At 28.7% G+C, this 18666-nt stretch carries 21 protein-coding genes; 6 read left to right on the plus strand and 15 right to left on the minus strand.

Features of this window, described 5'->3' with window-relative positions:
- Positions 1-44: 44 nt before the first annotated feature.
- The gene (locus JW646_RS19855; RefSeq protein WP_074917130.1) at positions 45-701 is read right to left on the minus strand and encodes a Crp/Fnr family transcriptional regulator; all 657 of its coding nucleotides are present in this window, start codon (positions 699-701) and stop codon (positions 45-47) included.
- A gap of 190 nt (positions 702-891) precedes the next feature.
- Here JW646_RS19855 and larA point away from each other — a divergent pair, with 190 nt between their 5' ends.
- Entirely contained in the window at positions 892-2175 is a 1284-nt protein-coding gene (larA, locus tag JW646_RS19860; protein ID WP_228416158.1) for a nickel-dependent lactate racemase, read from the plus strand.
- A 48-nt stretch (positions 2176-2223) separates the two neighbouring features.
- The gene (gene larD, locus JW646_RS19865) at positions 2224-2934 is read left to right on the plus strand and encodes a D/L-lactic acid transporter LarD (RefSeq protein ID WP_228416159.1); all 711 of its coding nucleotides are present in this window, start codon (positions 2224-2226) and stop codon (positions 2932-2934) included.
- 109 nt (positions 2935-3043) lie between these two features.
- Here larD and JW646_RS19870 read toward each other — a convergent pair whose 3' ends face one another.
- Positions 3044-3466: a hypothetical protein gene (locus JW646_RS19870; protein ID WP_228416160.1), complete on the minus strand. Its 423-nt coding sequence runs from the start codon at positions 3464-3466 to the stop codon at positions 3044-3046.
- 122 nt (positions 3467-3588) lie between these two features.
- On the opposite strand from JW646_RS19870, the gene JW646_RS19875 reads away from it, so the two are divergent.
- Together JW646_RS19875 and JW646_RS19880 are read left to right on the plus strand one after the other, a co-directional pair.
- Positions 3589-3750 (plus strand): hypothetical protein, encoded by a 162-nt coding sequence (locus JW646_RS19875; RefSeq protein WP_187359278.1) that lies wholly within the window; start codon positions 3589-3591, stop codon positions 3748-3750.
- A 47-nt stretch (positions 3751-3797) separates the two neighbouring features.
- Positions 3798-4352 (plus strand): GNAT family N-acetyltransferase, encoded by a 555-nt coding sequence (locus tag JW646_RS19880; RefSeq protein WP_148557738.1) that lies wholly within the window; start codon positions 3798-3800, stop codon positions 4350-4352.
- 28 nt (positions 4353-4380) lie between these two features.
- Here JW646_RS19880 and JW646_RS19885 read toward each other — a convergent pair whose 3' ends face one another.
- From JW646_RS19885 to JW646_RS19905, 5 genes are all read right to left on the minus strand, one after another.
- On the minus strand, positions 4381-5181 hold the full coding sequence (locus JW646_RS19885) for a PIG-L family deacetylase (protein WP_228416161.1): 801 nt from the start codon (positions 5179-5181) through the stop codon (positions 4381-4383).
- A 206-nt stretch (positions 5182-5387) separates the two neighbouring features.
- Complete coding sequence (locus JW646_RS19890) at positions 5388-5627, minus strand: NUDIX hydrolase (RefSeq protein WP_228416162.1); 240 nt, start codon at positions 5625-5627, stop codon at positions 5388-5390.
- Between the two features lie 53 nt (positions 5628-5680).
- The gene (locus JW646_RS19895) at positions 5681-6325 is read right to left on the minus strand and encodes an HAD family hydrolase (protein WP_228416163.1); all 645 of its coding nucleotides are present in this window, start codon (positions 6323-6325) and stop codon (positions 5681-5683) included.
- A 23-nt stretch (positions 6326-6348) separates the two neighbouring features.
- The gene (locus tag JW646_RS19900) at positions 6349-7326 is read right to left on the minus strand and encodes an ROK family protein (protein WP_228416164.1); all 978 of its coding nucleotides are present in this window, start codon (positions 7324-7326) and stop codon (positions 6349-6351) included.
- Between the two features lie 145 nt (positions 7327-7471).
- On the minus strand, positions 7472-8584 hold the full coding sequence (locus tag JW646_RS19905) for an NADH:flavin oxidoreductase (RefSeq protein WP_228416165.1): 1113 nt from the start codon (positions 8582-8584) through the stop codon (positions 7472-7474).
- A gap of 175 nt (positions 8585-8759) precedes the next feature.
- On the opposite strand from JW646_RS19905, the gene JW646_RS19910 reads away from it, so the two are divergent.
- Entirely contained in the window at positions 8760-9077 is a 318-nt protein-coding gene (locus tag JW646_RS19910; RefSeq protein ID WP_074917147.1) for a winged helix-turn-helix transcriptional regulator, read from the plus strand.
- 73 nt (positions 9078-9150) lie between these two features.
- Here the strand turns inward: JW646_RS19910 and JW646_RS19915 are convergent, their stop codons facing one another.
- The 5 genes from JW646_RS19915 to JW646_RS19935 all read right to left on the minus strand — a co-directional run bounded on the left by JW646_RS19915 (position 9151) and on the right by JW646_RS19935 (position 15378).
- Positions 9151-9813: a YczE/YyaS/YitT family protein gene (locus JW646_RS19915; RefSeq protein ID WP_074917149.1), complete on the minus strand. Its 663-nt coding sequence runs from the start codon at positions 9811-9813 to the stop codon at positions 9151-9153.
- Positions 9814-10059: 246 nt separating this feature from the next.
- Positions 10060-11685 carry an amidohydrolase gene (locus tag JW646_RS19920; RefSeq protein ID WP_228416166.1) on the minus strand — a complete coding sequence of 542 codons (1626 nt, stop codon included), beginning with the start codon at positions 11683-11685 and terminating at the stop codon, positions 10060-10062.
- A gap of 179 nt (positions 11686-11864) precedes the next feature.
- Positions 11865-13208 carry a TldD/PmbA family protein gene (locus JW646_RS19925; RefSeq protein ID WP_228416167.1) on the minus strand — a complete coding sequence of 448 codons (1344 nt, stop codon included), beginning with the start codon at positions 13206-13208 and terminating at the stop codon, positions 11865-11867.
- Positions 13209-14603, minus strand: a complete 1395-nt coding sequence (locus JW646_RS19930; protein ID WP_228416168.1) for a TldD/PmbA family protein — start codon at positions 14601-14603, stop codon at positions 13209-13211.
- Positions 14604-14724: 121 nt separating this feature from the next.
- Complete coding sequence (locus JW646_RS19935) at positions 14725-15378, minus strand: FMN-dependent NADH-azoreductase (protein ID WP_074917157.1); 654 nt, start codon at positions 15376-15378, stop codon at positions 14725-14727.
- Positions 15379-15677: 299 nt separating this feature from the next.
- Between JW646_RS19935 and JW646_RS19940 the strand changes: the two genes are divergently transcribed.
- Positions 15678-16511: a hypothetical protein gene (locus tag JW646_RS19940; RefSeq protein WP_074917159.1), complete on the plus strand. Its 834-nt coding sequence runs from the start codon at positions 15678-15680 to the stop codon at positions 16509-16511.
- A 58-nt stretch (positions 16512-16569) separates the two neighbouring features.
- Here JW646_RS19940 and JW646_RS19945 read toward each other — a convergent pair whose 3' ends face one another.
- From JW646_RS19945 to JW646_RS19955, 3 genes are all read right to left on the minus strand, one after another.
- Positions 16570-16782 (minus strand): heavy-metal-associated domain-containing protein, encoded by a 213-nt coding sequence (locus JW646_RS19945; protein ID WP_148557729.1) that lies wholly within the window; start codon positions 16780-16782, stop codon positions 16570-16572.
- A 74-nt stretch (positions 16783-16856) separates the two neighbouring features.
- Positions 16857-17477: a DUF3786 domain-containing protein gene (locus JW646_RS19950; protein ID WP_228416169.1), complete on the minus strand. Its 621-nt coding sequence runs from the start codon at positions 17475-17477 to the stop codon at positions 16857-16859.
- A 332-nt stretch (positions 17478-17809) separates the two neighbouring features.
- The gene (locus tag JW646_RS19955; RefSeq protein WP_228416170.1) at positions 17810-18409 is read right to left on the minus strand and encodes a DsbA family oxidoreductase; all 600 of its coding nucleotides are present in this window, start codon (positions 18407-18409) and stop codon (positions 17810-17812) included.
- Positions 18410-18666 lie beyond the last annotated feature (257 nt).

Genomic DNA, 18666 nt, shown 5'->3' on the forward strand with positions numbered 1-18666 from the left:
TAAAGCATAAAAACTATTACGGTTAAGTAAATGATATTGTCTACTTAGTCTAATGCAAAATTACGAAGATACTCCACATCCAAGACATGAATTTTTTTATCTATAATAGAAATTACTTTTTCTTTTTTTAGTTCATGTAGAATTCTATTTACACTATTCCTTGTTGAAACCCCACAAAATCCTGCTATATCTTCATTTGTAATAAGAAAATCTATTATAATTTTATTATTTTTTTGTTTACCAAATTTACCGATTAGTTCATAAATAAATGCACAAACAGCACCTTTTTTTCCATTCATTATAGTTATTTTATGATTATGCATACTCTCCAATAATTTAGTCCTGTAATAATCTTTTATATAAGTTTGTAATTCAATATCATTATTAACATAATTCCAAAATGTAACTCTTGGAATTTTATAAAATACAGCTTCTTTAGATTCAATCCTTACATTAAAGGGTGATGATGTGTTGGAGCTTATTTCATCTCTTAATAAAGAAATTATATCTGGCTCACATATGTATGAAATATTAAATTCCCTTCCATCTTTCAAAATAACACTTGTTTTTATTACTCCTTCTTTTAAAACATATGTATATTTTTCATCTAATCCATAAAATGTTAAATATGAATGATATTTCTTCCTTATAGTTTTTGTATTATTTTTTTCTAAAAAATCAAGTAAAAATTTTGCATTCATAAATGTCCCTCCCCAATGATATGTAACGCTATAAAACTCTTCAGTTTTTATGTCTTTTAACTTTTATTTTGTATTAAAAGATGTTATCAAATGGTAACATCTCATGGTACATTATAATATTTCATCCTAAATTATACTAGTTATTAAATTAGAAATTAATAATTTATTACAAAATGGAGGAAAAAACTATATGAAAAAATTTAAACTGCCTTATGATTCAAAAACAATAAGTCTAAATTTACAAACTAATAATTTCGCTGGACTTTTAGAATCACAACAGGGGATTTACAAATGCAAAGAAAGTGAAACTGATATTGTTGAAAGATCTTTAGACAATCCAATTGCAAGTCATACTCTAGAGGAATTAGCAAAAGATAAAAAAGATATTGTAATAATAAGCAGTGATCATACAAGACCTGTGCCATCTCATATTATTACTCCTATTTTACTTAGAAGGATTCGTAGTGTATCTCCAGATGCACGTATACGCATCTTAGTTGCTACTGGCTTTCATAGAGAAAGTACAAAAGAAGAATTAATCTTAAAATACGGAAAAGAAATTGCTGAAAATGAAGAAATAGCAATGCACATATCTACTGATGATTCTTCAATGAAAAAAATTGGTACTCTACCAAGTGGAGGAGAATGTCTAATTAATAAAATTGCTGCAGAGGCTGATTTACTTATAGCAGAAGGTTTTATTGAATCACACTTTTTCGCTGGATTTTCTGGAGGAAGAAAATCAGTACTTCCAGGTATAGCTTCATATAAAACGATTATGGCAAATCACTGTGGAGAATTTATAAGCGATAAAAATTCTCGTACAGGAAACATTGCTAATAATTTAGTTCATGAAGATATGGTATATGCAGCAAGAACTGCTAAATTAGCTTTTATTGTCAACGTAGTTTTAAATGGAGACCATAAAATTATAGGTTCTTTTGCAGGAAATTTTGAAAAAGCTCACTTAGAAGGTTGTAACTTTGTTAACAGCTTAGCTCGTGTAGATAAAGTGAATTGTGATATTGCCATTTCTACTAATGGAGGCTATCCTCTTGATCAAAATATTTATCAAGCAGTAAAAGGTATGACTGCAGCTGAGGCTACTTTGAACAAAGATGGAATTATTATAATGGTTGCAGGATGTCGTGATGGTCACGGTGGCCAAGCTTTTTATGATAATGTTGCCAATGTAAAAAAAGCAAAAGAGTTTTTAGAATTAGCAAAAAAAACTCCAAGGCTAGAAACTTTACCAGAACAATGGACCTCTCAAATTCTGGCGAGAGTTTTAGTAAATCACAAAGTAATAATGGTATCTGATTTAGTAGACCCAGCTTTAGTTACTGGATTACATATGGAAATAGCAAAAAATATAGATGAGGCACTAAATCGTGCATTTGAATTAAAAGGTAATGATGCAAAAGTTGCTGTAATACCTGATGGATTAAGTGTAATAGTTGAAAATAATAATTAATGTTTTATAAATAAGAAAAATCACAAATGAAATAGGGGGAATTGAAATATGTTTCAAAATTTAACTGCTGAATTTTTAAGTACAGCACTTATGATTATCTTTGGCGTAGGAGTTCATTGCGATGAAGTTTTAAAAAATACTAAATATAGAGGAAGTGGCCATCTATTTGCCATCACAACATGGGCTTTTGGTATTACAGTATCATTATTAGTTTTTGGTGGTGTATGTATGAATCCTGCCATGGTTCTTGCTCAATGTATATTAGGAATGATACCTTGGACTTCTTTTATACCTTACACTATAGCTGAACTTTTAGGTGCCTTTGTTGCTTCAATAATAGTATATCTAATGTATGCAGATCATTTTAAAGCTAGTAAAAATGAGGTTGATCCTATTGCTGTAAGAAATATTTTTTCTACTAATCCAATTATCCGTAATTTACCTAGAAATTTCTTCGTAGAGTTCTTCGCTACTTTTGTATTTATAAGCAGTATACTAGTAATTGCTACAAAACATGAAGATATGTTAGCAATAGGAGTTGGTTTATTAGTATGGGCAATAGGTATGGCTCTTGGAGGACCTACTGGATTTGCCATGAATCAAGCTAGAGATTTAGGTCCTAGACTTGCATTCCAAGTACTACCAATAAAAAATAAAGCTAATAACGATTGGCAATATGGATTATTAATACCAGGAATAGCTCCTTTTGCAGGTGCTGCATTGGCTGCTTTATTTGTTCGCTTTTATTTTGGAGTATAAAATTAATATTTAGATTATTTGTTTCATTATAAAAATTTAACATTCCTATTGAATAATTATTCAATAGGAATATTTCAATATCTCTAAATTATTATTTCACTTACAAGGTTTAATTCATTTTAAGATAACTCTCTTGTAATTTTTTCACCTCTTCTAATTCTTTAGCTTCACTGTTATTTATATATAATAAACAAGATACATCATCATTTTTTTCACTAATTCTAGTAGTTACTCTAACATGATCTTCTAAAACTTTAGTTTCAAATTTATATATTAAATCAAGGTGGCATTTTTCATTGTCTATAATTACATTTACACTGTCTGATACTATTTCCATATCTACATCTCTTTTTGTATCACTTTGCGATATATTTCCAAATTTTGTGTATTTGTATGAATGTCCTTTATAATCAAATCTATTACTAGTCTTTATTTGTTCTAGTATGTATTTTCCCTCTTCTACTTCATTAACAAAATCATCTTCTTCATAAAAGTAGTATTTTGAAAAATAATCTAATTTATATTTGCTCATATTATCCTCCTAAATATAGTTTGAATTTAGTATCTGCAATTATATAAAGTAAATTCTACCTCTTTTAATTTGATTTATTATGTTGTATCATAATGTTTATGTTACAAGTATAGGAGGCAATTATGGAAGATACAACAATTTCAGTAGAAGAAATGATAGAATTTATATATAGCAAATGTGCAGGAAATATTTCTAAAAATGAGATAGAAATGATTTTAGACTTACAAGAAGAATTTTTAGCTTCAAAAGGTTTAATTGAAATAGAAGAAGATGAAATATATTAACTTCTAATTTAAAATATTTTAGATTTCTTTTTAATTTGGAGGATAAAATGTGTATTATTGAAACTAAAAGATTATTACTGAGGAAAATACAACAAAATGACTACAATGAAATGAAATCAATTTTACAAGATGAAGATTTAATGCTTTTAGGTTGGGGAAGAACTTACTCTGATGAACAAGTTCAAATTTGGATTGATAAAATCACAAATCAATATGAATACTTTGGTTTTAGTTATTATATGACAATGGAAAAATCAACTGATTCAGTAATTGGAATAATGGGAATACTGCCCGTAACTATAAAAGAAGTAAATTACATTGAAATTGCTTATATACTAAAGAAAAAATATTGGAACAAAGGATATGCCACAGAAGGAATAAGTGCATGTGTAGACTATATATTTAATGTTCTTAATGCTGATAAGTATATAGCTCAAGTAATTCCTGAAAACATTAATTCAATCAAAGTTGCTGAAAAATTAGGAATGAATGTTATAGATGAGTATATGAGAGAACACAAGGGAAAAGATGTACTTCATTTAATATATGGACAAACAAAAGAAGAGTATTTTAAACATAAAAAGGAGAGCTGCTTTTATTAGCTCTCTTTTTTCTACTTTTGTTTTAAAGTTAATAGGGTAGATGAAATACAGATGTTAATTCAGGATCACTTAACAATTGGTCAAAATGACTATGAGCAGAAATATATCCTATTCCATGTCTATCTTCATCTTTGTTAATAACTCTATATTCATTACAAGCATTGACAATAGCCTGATAATCTTTGTGATTCCTTGTTTTATATATGACTCTTTTATCTGATGGTACTTTTTTTATATATTGGGGTTTTAAATAAAACATTGCATCTTTTATTTTTCCTGAATTGTATAAATCAACAATTATGCTTCCATTTTTTCTATGCATTGGATGGTCGTCGTATTTGTATGTATGAGCCACATGAGTTACGCTTTTATATTTTTTTTCAAAACCTAGTGCAACTTCTCTCATTAAATCAAAGTGATTTCCTGATTTATTATCCATATCTGCAAGGATTAAAATATGTTCTTCTTTAATTCCTAAATCATATAGTGCTGCATAAAACTCTTTATTTCTAAGTTCTTCTTTTTCTTTCCTACTTTTATTTTCATAAAATTTATCCTTAAATACATTTACTCCACTTCCATCTGAACCTAATACTACAAATACATGATCTGTACCTAAGGTGTTTATTGCTCTTTTTAAAGCACTTCCACCCCACAATACCTCATCGTCTTGATGTTGAGGGTAGAACACAACATATTCTTTAAATACTCTGTTGTGAATGCCTATATCCCTTTCAATAATATAATCTGAATCTGTCTCTTGTATCCAAAATAATAATAAAATTAATCCTATAAAAATACAAAACAATAACTTTTTGTTTTTAATCATTAATGTTCACCACTTGTATAAGTCTTTTTATAGGATTATTCTATCCATATTAATAATAATATACTCTTTTTTACAAACTTCTTCTTCAGTTAGTACACCTTCTTATAATAAACAATTCCCTCCAAAGATGGGATATTCTCTTATCTAAAAGAGATGTTAAACTAGATAACATCTTTTTTTATTTTACTTTTTAGGAAATTTATTATTTAATCAAATATTGTTTGCCAATTGGAATCTTTTTCCGCTAGAAAACACATTTTTATTTGTTCTTTCGTATTTTTTGCCATATCTAATTCAGGTAACTCATCTAAGCTAAAAAATTCACCATCACATGTCTCAATATCCTCTTTAAACGCTCCACCATGTGTTTTACATAACGTAAAAACTTTACATACTCCATAAGCATATCTTGGTAAAGACCAGGTATTTGTACTAATTTCTTTCACTAGTAATATTTTATTATATCTAAAAATTGCTGCAATTCAATTGCTCAATCTAATCATTCCATATTATCTACATCAGGTTTCATTATGATATCTAATATACTTTTAGGATCTTTTAGCTTATATGTAGCTTTTGTTTTTTCTGTCTCATTTGCCCCCCATAATGCTAGTGCGAAGTCAACACCTGCATCTTTTGAACATTGCATATCATAAATAGAATCACCTATATATAGGATTTCTTCTGTCCTTGCTTTTGTAATTTCTACATACTTTTCCATAGGCTCTTTATCTGGTTTGTGTTTTATAGTATCATCTGCACAAATAACTAAATCAAAATATGTGTTTAGTCCAAATTTAAAAAAATCTGTTTCATATTCTTTTCTTGTCTTAGATGTTATAATACCTAGATTGAGGTTTTTGCATTTTAACTCTTGAATTACTTGCTTTATTCCTTCAAAAAGTATCATTTCGTCGCAATATTTTAACAAGTTTTCATTCCATTTTTCTTCAACGCCTTGTAAATCTTTCATCCCAAGTATTGATAGGGCATCCTTTCCAGGTATACCTAAGGCAAACTTTAAGTCATCTAAACTTTTATTAATACCTTCTTCTTCCATAGTTTTTTGTAATGATTTTAAAACTGCTTTTTCTGAATCTATTAAAGTACCATCCACATCAAATACTATATGCGTATATTTCATATAAACATCCCCCAATTATATTATTAATCTATTAAATCCTTAGCCATTTGTATTAATCCGTATTCATAATCATCTATAAATTCATCAGAAATAATGATGTTTGGCATTACTTCTTTTGGAATTAATAGTGTACAGTAACTTTTTATTTCCTCTAATTTATTTGAAATGTATGAATTATTATATAAAACAATCAAATTTGGATTTACTAAAGCGATATATGATTGAATTATTTTTCCATAATATTTAACAATATTAACTCCATTAAAACCACTTGTAGCATATTCTAAATTATTATCACATATAGGAAGGTAGTGTAACTCTCCCGCAAAGTTACATGTTCCTTTCCATACACTTCCTTCTAAAATCATACTAGAGCCTATTCCATTGTGACCTTTATATATATTAACTACTGCCTCTATATTCTTTTTGTCATGTCTTTCCCAATACCCTTTAACAGCAACATTCATATCATTTTCCACATTTATAGGAACATTATATTTTTTTATAAAATAATCAATTAAATTTATTCCTTGTAACTCTGTATATTCTATAAAAGATATAATTTTACCATCTTTAACAGTACCTGCTACTCCAATCATTATACTTGCCAATTTAGTATATTGTGATTTTACTAATGATACTAGGTTATCCATTTCTTCAAGTATTCCATTTTTTAAATCAATACATCCATTATCTATTTTATTTTTACAAAAATCATTTACTATCCAATTAATCTTATTTCCTTCTAAATACAAGATCAATGAAACTGCATACATAGGATTTAAACTATACTTTTTCGCACATCTTCCTCCAAGAGAATTTTTCATACCAGCTTCAATAACCTCATTTTTCTCAATTAAATGTTCTATTACTGTACTTACAGTTGGAAAACTTAATCCTGTGTATTTAGCTATGTCTGTTTTGCTTATGGATTCGTTTTCCTTCAGTATATTGCAAACTGTTTTTATATTTATACTTTTTATAGTTTCTGAATTTGCCATTTAATTTACCACCTTCGATTATACTTATTAAAATAATTTTAAAAAGTATTTTAATAAGTATAATTAAATCAGTTTTTCTTCTCTATGTCAATATAAATAATAAAAAATTAAGCCCACTGTATTATCTTTCAGTGAGCTTAATTTTTTATAAAGCTCTTATATTCAGGATACATCTTTTCCCTGGAGTACTGTAACATTTATTACATGACACACACTTAGGCTTTTTTCTATCTCCATTTGCCCATTTATTTATTAAATCTGGCTCAGCAGTTAAGGGCCTAGATAAAGAAAAATATTCTATTTTACTATTATTTAATAAATCTTCCATAACTTCTAAATGTCTATTTCCACCTATTAATATAACTGGTATATCTATCATATCGGCTAATTTTATAGCATAATTTTTAAAGTAAGATTCTCTATCCTTTGATACTACTATCTTAGTTCTAGCTGCACCCATATTATTATTTACTACTTCTTGAATAGATTCATTTCCACCTGTTACTTCTATGGCATTTATTCCAAGGTCCACTAATTTTTTAGCCACATACAAACTATCTTCTTCTGTTAGTCCACCTTCTTTTATATAATCAGCAGAGTTTAATTTTATAAGTATTGGAAAATCTTGGCCAACTGCTGTTCTTATAGCTTCATATATTTCAAAAATTATTCTTCCTCTGTTTTCTATACTTCCGCCATATTCATCTTGTCTTTTATTATAATATGGTGATAAAAATTGACTAAGTAAATAGCCGTGGCCACCATGTATCTCTACTCCATCGAATCCTGATTCTTTTACTCTACGAGCCGCTTCACCATAAGATTTTACTAAATATTTAATTTCTTCCTTAGTGATTTCCTTCGCCCATATTCCAGTTACTTCATTTTTTAAAGTTGATGGTCCCCAGATTGTTCTTTCTTCCACTTTGTAATAAGTCATAAATCCTCCATAAACAATTTGCATTATTATGTTTGAACCTAAACTATGAATTTTATCTGTGAATTCTTTGTATTCTGGTATAAAAGAATCATCATATATTCCCATCATACCAGGATTAGGTTGTTCATCTTCTGTTACAAAGGCATATCCTGTTATTAAGGTTGAGGCACCTCCCTTTGCTATTTCTTCATAGATGGCAGATAGCTTTGGAGTTAGATGCCCTTTTTCATCTGCTAAGTCTTCCCAAAGTGCTCCTCTAAAAAACCTATTTTTCATATTCATATTAAGTAATTTACTTTTATCAAAAAGAGTTTTCATTTTATATTCCTCCTAAGTTTTATTATTTATTAACTTAGTATACTTTGTCTTTTAAATATAAAAAAGTAGGCACTTTTTTGTAAGTTTTAATAGTTACTTAAAGGTAAGTATTATATTATTATCTTAAATAGTTTAAACTAGAGAGATAGAGATAATTGAGTTTTGAGGTGGTTTTTTGATAAATAAAGATGGTAAAAAATATGTATGCAAACTCGACTGGGCCTTCGAGCTTATTCGTGGAAAATGGAAGGCTGTTATACTTTGCCATCTATTAGATGGTACAAAGCGTTTTTTAGAATTGCAAAGAATTACCAGTGGTGTTAGCCATAAGGTACTAAATGAGAAACTTAAAGAACTTGAAGATGATGGATTATTGTTGAAAAAAGTATATAACGAACTTCCTCCTAAGGTGGAATATTCTCTTACCCAAAAGGGATATGAATATGCTAATGTTCTCAAAGATATAGAAGCACTCGGCGAAAAATATTTTTAAATCTAAAAAAGATAGTGAATTCATATTAAATTCACTATCTTTTTATAACGTCTACTACTTTTAATATTAAATTTTATGCTTTACTAAAATCTAAATTTTCCATAACTATAAAATCAACAAGTTTTTGACCATAAGGCAAACACATTTGTATAAAAGGACCTGTGGAAAACATTGCTATAATTGTTCCTACTCCTACAGTTCCTCCTAAAAAATATCCTACAGCTAAAAATAATGCATCTAGTACAATTCTGATGTATTTATATTCAAAGTTTATTTTTTCTTTTATTACAAAGGGTATGATATCATTTGGTGCCACACCTACATTTGTTGAAGATAGAATTGAAAATCCTATGGCAATTAAAAAGCATCCCCCAGCAACTAAAATCATTCTTATTATGTAACTATATGATTCTATTGGTAAATTAGAAACTAGATATATTCCCATATCTATAATTGGTCCTATTCCAATAACACATATTAGTGTACCTATTTTTATATGACTTTTATTAACTATTAAAATTGTTAAAAATAATACTACTAATATTATTCTATTTGCACTTCCCGTAGAAATACTCATTCCCAAAGCATTTAAACTATTTGCAATTCCTTGTGTAAAAACTGTAAAAGGATCTGACCCTATGTTAGTTTTTATAAATAAGGCTACTCCAAATTGTATAATAGCCATTCCTATGAGAAACATTGTTATTTTTTTAGTAGACTTCCACAATTTCTCCATTTGTACTTACTCCCCCTATTCATAATTTAATTCAATTATTTTTAAATATAACTTTTGAATACATTCCTTTGTAGAATATTATAATCTAACAATCCTGTCAACGTTTCCTCGTTAATTGTTTAATAATTATATGTCATATTAATTATATGTATAGTTCATTTATTTGTTATATAATAAATTTAATTCTTATTTAAATTTAATCATAAATTAAGCCCACTGCATTATATTACAGTGAGCTTAATCTTTTTATATGGTAAATATTTGTTTTCCTTCTTTAATTGTTTCTAGTACTTTTATAGTTTCTAGTTCTTCTACAGGTATTTCCAGTGGGTTTTTATCAACTATTACCATATCGGCTAGTTTACCAACTTCTAAAGATCCTTTACTGTCTTCTTCAAAATATTGATAAGCCCCATTTATAGTAACTGCTTTAATAGCTTCCATTACTGATATTCTTTGGTGTTCACCTAAAACTCTTCCAGATTCAGTTTTTCTATTGACAGCATTGTGAATAGCTAATATTTGATTTGGTATCTTTACTGGGGGATCTTGATGCAATGTGAATTTTATGCCTTTTTCTAATGCCCAACCTATTGGAGATATGTTTTGAGCTCTTTCAGGTCCAAATACTTTATTATAGTGTAAATCTCCCCAAAACCTAACATGATCGTTAAAGAATGTAGGTATAGCATTTAATTTTTTCACTCTATCCAATTGGTCATATCTAAGAGCTTGACAGTGAACCATAACTGGTCTTAATTCTCTTCCATGACCTGTTATTTCTATAGCTTTTTCGTAGCATCTTAAGAATTGCTCACAGGCTTCATCTCCATTTGTATGAACATTAACTTGAATATTCATTTCTATACAATCAACAAAATATTTAGTTACAACTTCATCACTTTGAGTTCCATATCCACAATAATCAGCTGGTTTTCCCTCTGGTACTACATAGTAAGGCTTGCTAAGCCAAGCAGTAAATCCTTGTGGCGAACCATCTAACCAAGTTTTTCCTCCACCTAATCTATAGTGATTTATGTACTCTCTTCTTGGAGTTTTTTCATTTTTCATTAAGTTTTTAGTTGAAGGTTGAGTAGCTAAACCAACTATATCTAAAAACAACATGTTATTTTTAGCACAAGTTTCTAAAATATCGTTGTAATGATTGGCTTCTTCTACAGATGCATCTTGTGTAGTCGTAATTCCTAGTGATGCATAGAGTTTTTGAGCTTTAACTACAGCTTTTAATACATCTTCAAATCCTGGGCTTGGTATTATTTTTTTCTTCTCACTATGAAGTATGGCATTTTCTTCTAAAACACCATTTGCTTCTTTTGAATCTGGTGAAACAGTTCTTACAACCCCACCTTCTGGTATTATATAGTCATCTCCACTGTATCCATAAAGGTCTAAAGCTTTTGAGTTTACAACAGCTAAATGTCCTGACGCATGAGAGATGCTTATTGGTATGTCTTTGCTAACAGTATCCAAGTCAAATTTAGTTGGATGTAATCCTCCTTCAAACTTAGAATTATCGTAACCAAATCCTATTAGCCATTTCCCCTCTTCTACTGGGTTTTCTTTTAATTCTTTTCTTAATCGTTCTAATAGCTCTTCTTTAGAGTTTACATCTCCTAACATTACTATCATTAATGTTTGTGACATGGCAACTATATGACCATGGGGATCAATAAATCCTGGTAAAACTGTTTTCTTTTGTAAATCAATTTTTTCAACGTGTTTTTCTAAGGATAAGATCTCATCATTACTTCCAACAGCTTTAATTTTATCATCTTCAATTAAGATTGCCTCAACAATAGATTGACTTTTATCTACTGTGATTATATTTCCGTTAAAATATATTTTTTTCATCTGTAATCTCCTTTTAGATGTCATACATTTAGATTCATATATAATATTTCCTCTATTTTATTCCCTATGCTTCCTTTAATTCTTAGTAATATAAATACCTTTATCTATTACATACTTTTTCATCACTAAAAGTATCATAATCATATTCTTTGAATTTCGCTGTAGTGACTATATATTTATTATTTTCCTGCTATAGAAAGTCCTGTAACTAATACTGATGGAGAACCCACATTACTCATTGGGAATTTTAAATCATTTCCTATTGCTACTATGTTTTTAAGTAAGTCAAAATAATTTCCAGCTAGTGTGATTTGCTCCACTGGGAAAGTCTTTTTACCATTTTCCACATAGAAGCCTTTTGCTGCAAGAGAGAAATCTCCACTTACTGTGTTTGCTCCTGAGTGAAGTCCTGCTAAATCAGTGATAATAACACCCTCATTTATTTCCTTCATCAAATCTTCGAAAGACTTTTCACCTTTTCTAAGATATAAGTTACTTTCACTCACGTTAACAGATGAAGCGTAAGAAGCTTTGAACCCGTTACCGGTTGATTTTACTCCTTGTTTATGAGCTGTTTTTAAGTTATGAAGTAATGTATTTAATTTTCCTTCATAAACTAATTCTTTTGTAAAAGTTGCCACACCTTCATCGTCAAAAGGTGCTGATGCTAAACCACCTTCCATTAGTGGATCATCAACTATGGTAACTATCGGTGAAGCTATCATATCACCTTCTTTTCCTTTCAAAAGCGAAAGACCCTTTTGCGCTGCATCTCCACTGAAAGTTGATGCAAATGTTTCTAATAATTGTACCATTGCTTCGTTGTATATAATTGTTTTATAACTTCCTGATGGGATACTTTTTCCACCTAATTTTGATAAAGCTTCCTCCACACCTTGAGCTGCCATTTCTCTTGGTTTAACTTCATCTAAAGAAGATGCTACCACATAACCTACACCATCATTTTTTCCACTTTCATCCTCCACAACTGGCACTACATAAGAAGTTAAGATATTATCTTTATTATTAAGTTCCAATCCCTTTGTATTATAGATTCCATAGTTTGATGAAGAATAAGAAATTTTACAACCATTTATGTTTACAACTTTATCACAATAGTTTTTAGCTTCTTTTTCTAAATCTAATGCTAAATCTATCATTTTACCTGGGTCTATATTTTCTAATTCTTTAGAATAAGTTTTTACTTCACTATATGTTTTGTCTCCCACATAAATAAAAGTTTCATCATCGTTTTCAATTAATGTAGCACTATTTTTAGCGCTATTGATTAACATATCAATAGCCACTTCATCTAATATTTCTGTATAAGAGTAACCCATTTTATTATTTATTTTTCCTCTAAAAGAAAGGCCAAAAGATTTAGCCAAATTATACTTTTCAACTTCTCCTTCATAAACAGAAATACTTATACTTTCACCATCACTAAAATAAATTTCACACTCATCAAATCTAGCAATTTTTGCTTTTTCAAATAATAAGTTCTTAAACTGTAAAAATTCCATCTACTCTTCACTCCTTCCACCAACAGTTATCTCTTTTACTCTTATCATAGGCTGACCTACGTTAGTTGGAATTGAGCCAGAAACTGAACCACACATTCCTTGAGCCTGAGCTAAATTGTCTCCAACCATGTCTATATTCATAAGAACTTCACTACCTTTTCCTATAAGGCTGGCTCCTCTTACTGCTTCTTTTATCTCACCATTTTTAACTAGATATCCCTCTGCAACAGCAAAGTTAAACTCTCCAGTTACAGGGTTTACAGAACCTCCACCCATTTTCTTTGCATAAAGACCATTGTCTATGGATTTAATAATATCTTCTGTTTTATCTGTTCCTGCTGCTATAAATGTGTTTGTCATTCTAGAAGTTGGAGCAAATTTGTAACTTTGTCTACGAGAACTTCCAGTGGGTGAAGTCTTCATTCTTCTTCCATTTAATTTGTCTACCATGTATGATTTCAAAACTCCATTTTCTATTAGAACATTTTTCTGAGTTGGAGTTCCTTCATCATCTATGTTTGCTGAACCCCAGTGGTTATAAATAGTTCCGTCATCTATGGCAGTTACCTTAGCTGATGCTATTTGATGCCCTATTTTATCAGTAAATACTGAGTTACCCTTTGCAACTGCTGTTGCTTCCAATGAGTGACCACAAGCTTCGTGGAATATAACTCCTCCAAATCCATTGTCTATGGCAACAGCCATTTGACCAGCTGGACAGTTTTTCGCATTTAGCATAGTGTATGCCACTCTTGAAGCTTCTTTTCCATAATACTCTGGATCTATATCTTCAAACAATTCAAACCCTTTGCAAGCTCCCGGTCCTTCATGTCCTGTTTGATTTTCATTTCCTTTTGATGCCACTGAAGTTATGGAAAGTCTAGTTCTTACTCTTTTGTCTTCTGTGTACAATCCTTCAGTGTTGGCAATTAGCACATTTTGCTCTTTGTCTAAGTAGTTTACACTTACTTGTGAGATGTCACTACTGTAGTCTTTTGCACTTTTGTAAGCAGTTTTCATTACGTTTATTTTATGTTGATAATCCACACTACTTGGATTTAGTTTTATTGGATTTATATTTGTAGTTCTTTTGCAGTTGTTTAGAACTATTATTTTTTCTTCATTTGTAACTTGTCCTAAAGCTAGGGCTGCTTTGTAGGCAGTGTCTAACATTGATTGAAGTGAGTTATCGTTTGTGTATGCGTAAACACTGTTAAATCCTTTAAAAATTCTTATTCCTATTCCGTAAGTTCTTCCCCCTAGGACATTTTCTATTTTACTATCTATAAGACTTAGGTTGTTATTTATACAGTCTTCTTCAAAGATTTCTGCAAAATCACCACCTGTGATTAAACATTGTTCTAGCACACTAGTTGCTATTTTTTTTGAAATCATAATATTCCTCCTTTTTTGGTATATGTATATTATACCAATTTTCATGGTACTTTTAACATATTTTAAAAGGGCGTTACAAAAATGTAACGCCCTTTACTTCTTTTACAAATCTTTTTTAAAATTAAAATTTCAAACTATTAATCATATCATCTATTTCATTTTCAGCTTTATTTAAAGCAGCTTTTCTTTCTTCTTCTGTTGTTCCAGTGTTATCTACTTTAAGTTCATAAACTTTTTTAATTCCTAGGGTTTTCATTATGCTTGATACATAGTTTTCACCTTTGTCCATTATAGGATCTAGAAAGAAAGGTATATTTCCTCCAGCAGATTCAACATAAACTAATGCTCTGTACTTATCATCTAGTAGTCCTTGTGGTTTTTTGCCCTTCTCAAAAGTAATTGTCTTTCCAACTTGTACTACACAATCAATATACTCTTTAAGAGGTGCAGGAAAAGATAAACTCCACATAGGTGCAGCTATTACATACATATCAGCACTTTTAAATTGTTCACATAAATCTCTTATTATCTTTATTTCATCTTGGTCTTTTTTAGGTAATTTATTTGCAGCTTCTTCTTTTATTATACAATTTCTATCTTCAAAATATTGATATTCCAGTCTTGGAATATGATCTTTGTATAAATCCACTTCCTCAACTTTAAAATCTTTATTTTTTTCTAAAAACTTATTGATAAATGTTCTAGCAACAGTTTTGCATGATGATAAGTGCTCTGGTTTTGAGTTGACACTTATATATAGTAATTTTTTCTCCATGGCTTACTCCTTTATTATTTTTGTAGGAAATATTTTAAATTATTATAGTATTTTTGCCCTTATTGCATTATTTTATAATTTTCATTTATTTTTCTAGAGTAAAAACCTAATGAACACTATGACACCAAAACAGTAATATTTAAGGTTCTACGGAAATTTATATTTATTTTTACTTTATAACTATATCATATATTCTATTAAATATAATACATCCTTAAATCAATATTAATATCATAGTTGAAAAGTCATATATATTATTTAACAAATATATACTAAACTTATAAATAGGGGGTGTTATTATGAACTTATTAAAAAAAGTTACCGCTTTATTACTTTCTCTAGCTATAGTAATAGGAAGTATATTTGTAGGAACAAAAACTAATTCCTATGCTGCTACATCTAAATCTTATATAAAGGAATTAAAAATAGGAAAAACATATTATTACAATTTAGATGGGGGCAAATACAAAGATAAAATAAAAGTTTATGTATCTAAAAATGATAATTTGCTATTAAGAATAAATGACAAAACAATTAAAGTATTAAAATATGATTATGAATATTCAAAACACAACTACAATCGACTACCTTACAAATGTAATGTTAGAATATATAATTTTAATAAAAAAGATAAAAGCCTTGAAATTGTATTAAATTATCGCGAAGATCTTCAAGAAGGTTACAGAATATTAAAATTTAAAAATAGCAAATGCCTACTGGATAAAATATATAATGATTCTTATATGGAAAAATATGACTCTAATACTGGTGCAATAACTTTATCAGAAGGTAACTGGGGATTGTTCAAGGATTTTACAGATGCTATAGGACGTTTTGGTTGTTATTATAAAATACAAATAAAAGGATATAAAATTTATAATCCTTATACTTCTAATACTACTGAAGATGCGAGAAAATTTAAATATACTGCCGATAAAAATCTAAATGCTTATACAAATACTAATAGTAGCAAGATAGCCTTTACGGTAAAAAGAGATGAAAAAGTTAATATTTACTCATTTTATCAAAAAGGAAATAAAAAATATATAAAAGTTAAAAACAGCTCTGGTAAATATGGATATATAAAAATAGGTTCATCACCATTATTTGAAGAATGGTTAATGGTAAGATAACAAAAAAGTCGCCTTTCCATGATTAATTAATTCATAGAATAGGCGACTTTATTTACTTTTATTTAACATCTATTAGTTTAAATCCTAAATCTTCTACAATGTTTTTTATATCATTAATATGTACATCTTCATTCATATTAACAAGTGCATAACCTTCCTCTATGCTTATATCTAACACTTCTACACCATCAATATCTTCTGTAAGTGCATCTTTTAGATTTTGTTTACAATGTATGCATTTCATACCTTCAATTAAAAGCTTTTTGCTCATTTTTTATTCCTCCTACATATTTATTTTGTACTTTAATTATATTTTTAAAATATGTAGAAATTATGAATTTATAGTTATATTTCCTCATACCTTTGCAAAATACGCCTTAACATAAGTTCCCCAACTAAAACTGCATCTTCTATTGTAAGATAATTATCTGAACTTCTATCAACTAACATTTTCCCAACTGCTTCAAACTCATCATCTGCAAACCACACATTTAAAGTTACTGGATAGTGTGGAAAAAGATAAAACACAACACATAAATCAAATTTAGACTTTACAACTTCTCCACCTAATGATTTACACACCTTTATCACTTCTTCTGGTTTCTTATTAGCTAAAAAACGACTTAGTTCTATCTCTACAGTTTTGTCAAATCTAACTCCTCTTATAAGTCCATCTTTCAATTCACCAAAATGAACTGCCTTAAAAGATACAGGTGTACCATCTCCTATATCTAGATAATGTAGTAAAATTAAAGCATGCCAGTCTTCTAACTTTTCCTTAGGCTCATATGATGGATAAGTCAATTCAATAATCTTGTCTAAACTCTTTATTTTAAAAGTTGATGTTTCTTCACAAAATTCTACCCCCGTATTTTTAGCAATATCTATAGGTGATTTGTTCTCTAAACGTTTCCTAGCTGCTATATACATTTCATTAAAAGCTCTATTTATTTTTTTATCTTCCATATATATTCCCCCTTATATCTTAATCTTAAGTAATTCTCTCAGCATAAAGTTCTGTGAGTTTTATAATATTAAAATTTCTTCTATCTAGCTCTCAAAACCATGTCCTAAAAGCCTTATGGTCATGGTTACCCTCCTAGTAAGTTCTTACTATAATCATAGCATATTAGTTATATATAACCACTTTAAAAGTGTTAGCATAAGTCTCTTATTATTTTTATTAATCTTGGCCTTTTTGTGATAATATCTTTGCATCTTCTTCTTTTATAACACAATTTCTATATTCAAAATCACACAGGATATTTTTCCTATGTGATTTTTAGTAGAATTTTTTATTATGACTTTTTTATTTCATTTTCTATAACTTTTTCAAACTCTTCCTTACTTATTAATCCTTCCAATCTGCTATCTCCTATTGTAAATGTGGGAACTATTTCTATTTTGTCATCCTCAGCTTCTTTAATATAATAATATTGCATTTCCTTGTATTTACCTTCTTCTAGCTTTTGTAAACACTGGTATTTATCCAAACCAACTTCACCAGCTAACCTTGCTATTACATCTACTTTTTCTATATCTTGGTTTTCATAGAAAAAAGCTATATAAACTCTTTTACTGTATTCCTTTTCTTTGTTATATTGTTTGGCAAAATAAAAACCTTGAAATGCTAAGTTTGTGTATGGATGTGGAATAATAGTAGGTATATTTAAATTCATGTTTAATTTTTTCGATGCAGGAAATATTTCTTCTCTCCATAAATTAGCCACATCTTCATCTTCTAATGGATTAAGCTTTTCTTCTCCTACTTTACAAATTTCAAAGGGAATTAGCTCCACTTCAATATTTTTATTTTTTATTACATCACAAAAACTCTTCATGGCTATTATACAAAATGGACAAATATAGTCTAAGTATACTTTTATTTTTAAACTCATAACCTTATATCACCTCATTAATATTTATTACATTTAAATCTTTAATCTTAAATTTAATACTATTTTATTAATATGAAAATGCAAACTTAAATTCTACTATATTTTGATAAATTTCACGCTAAAAATAATTGAGCCATTTATTGGTATAATGTTTATATGGAAAATCTATCTAAGTTAATGATTTAAATAAATATAATGCAAATACAAAAGTCCATATTAAAAATAAAATGCTCTCCTTAAAATAATGAAGATCTATT

This window comes from Terrisporobacter hibernicus, assembly GCF_020809405.1.
In the GTDB taxonomy this organism is placed as follows: domain Bacteria; phylum Bacillota; class Clostridia; order Peptostreptococcales; family Peptostreptococcaceae; genus Terrisporobacter; species Terrisporobacter petrolearius.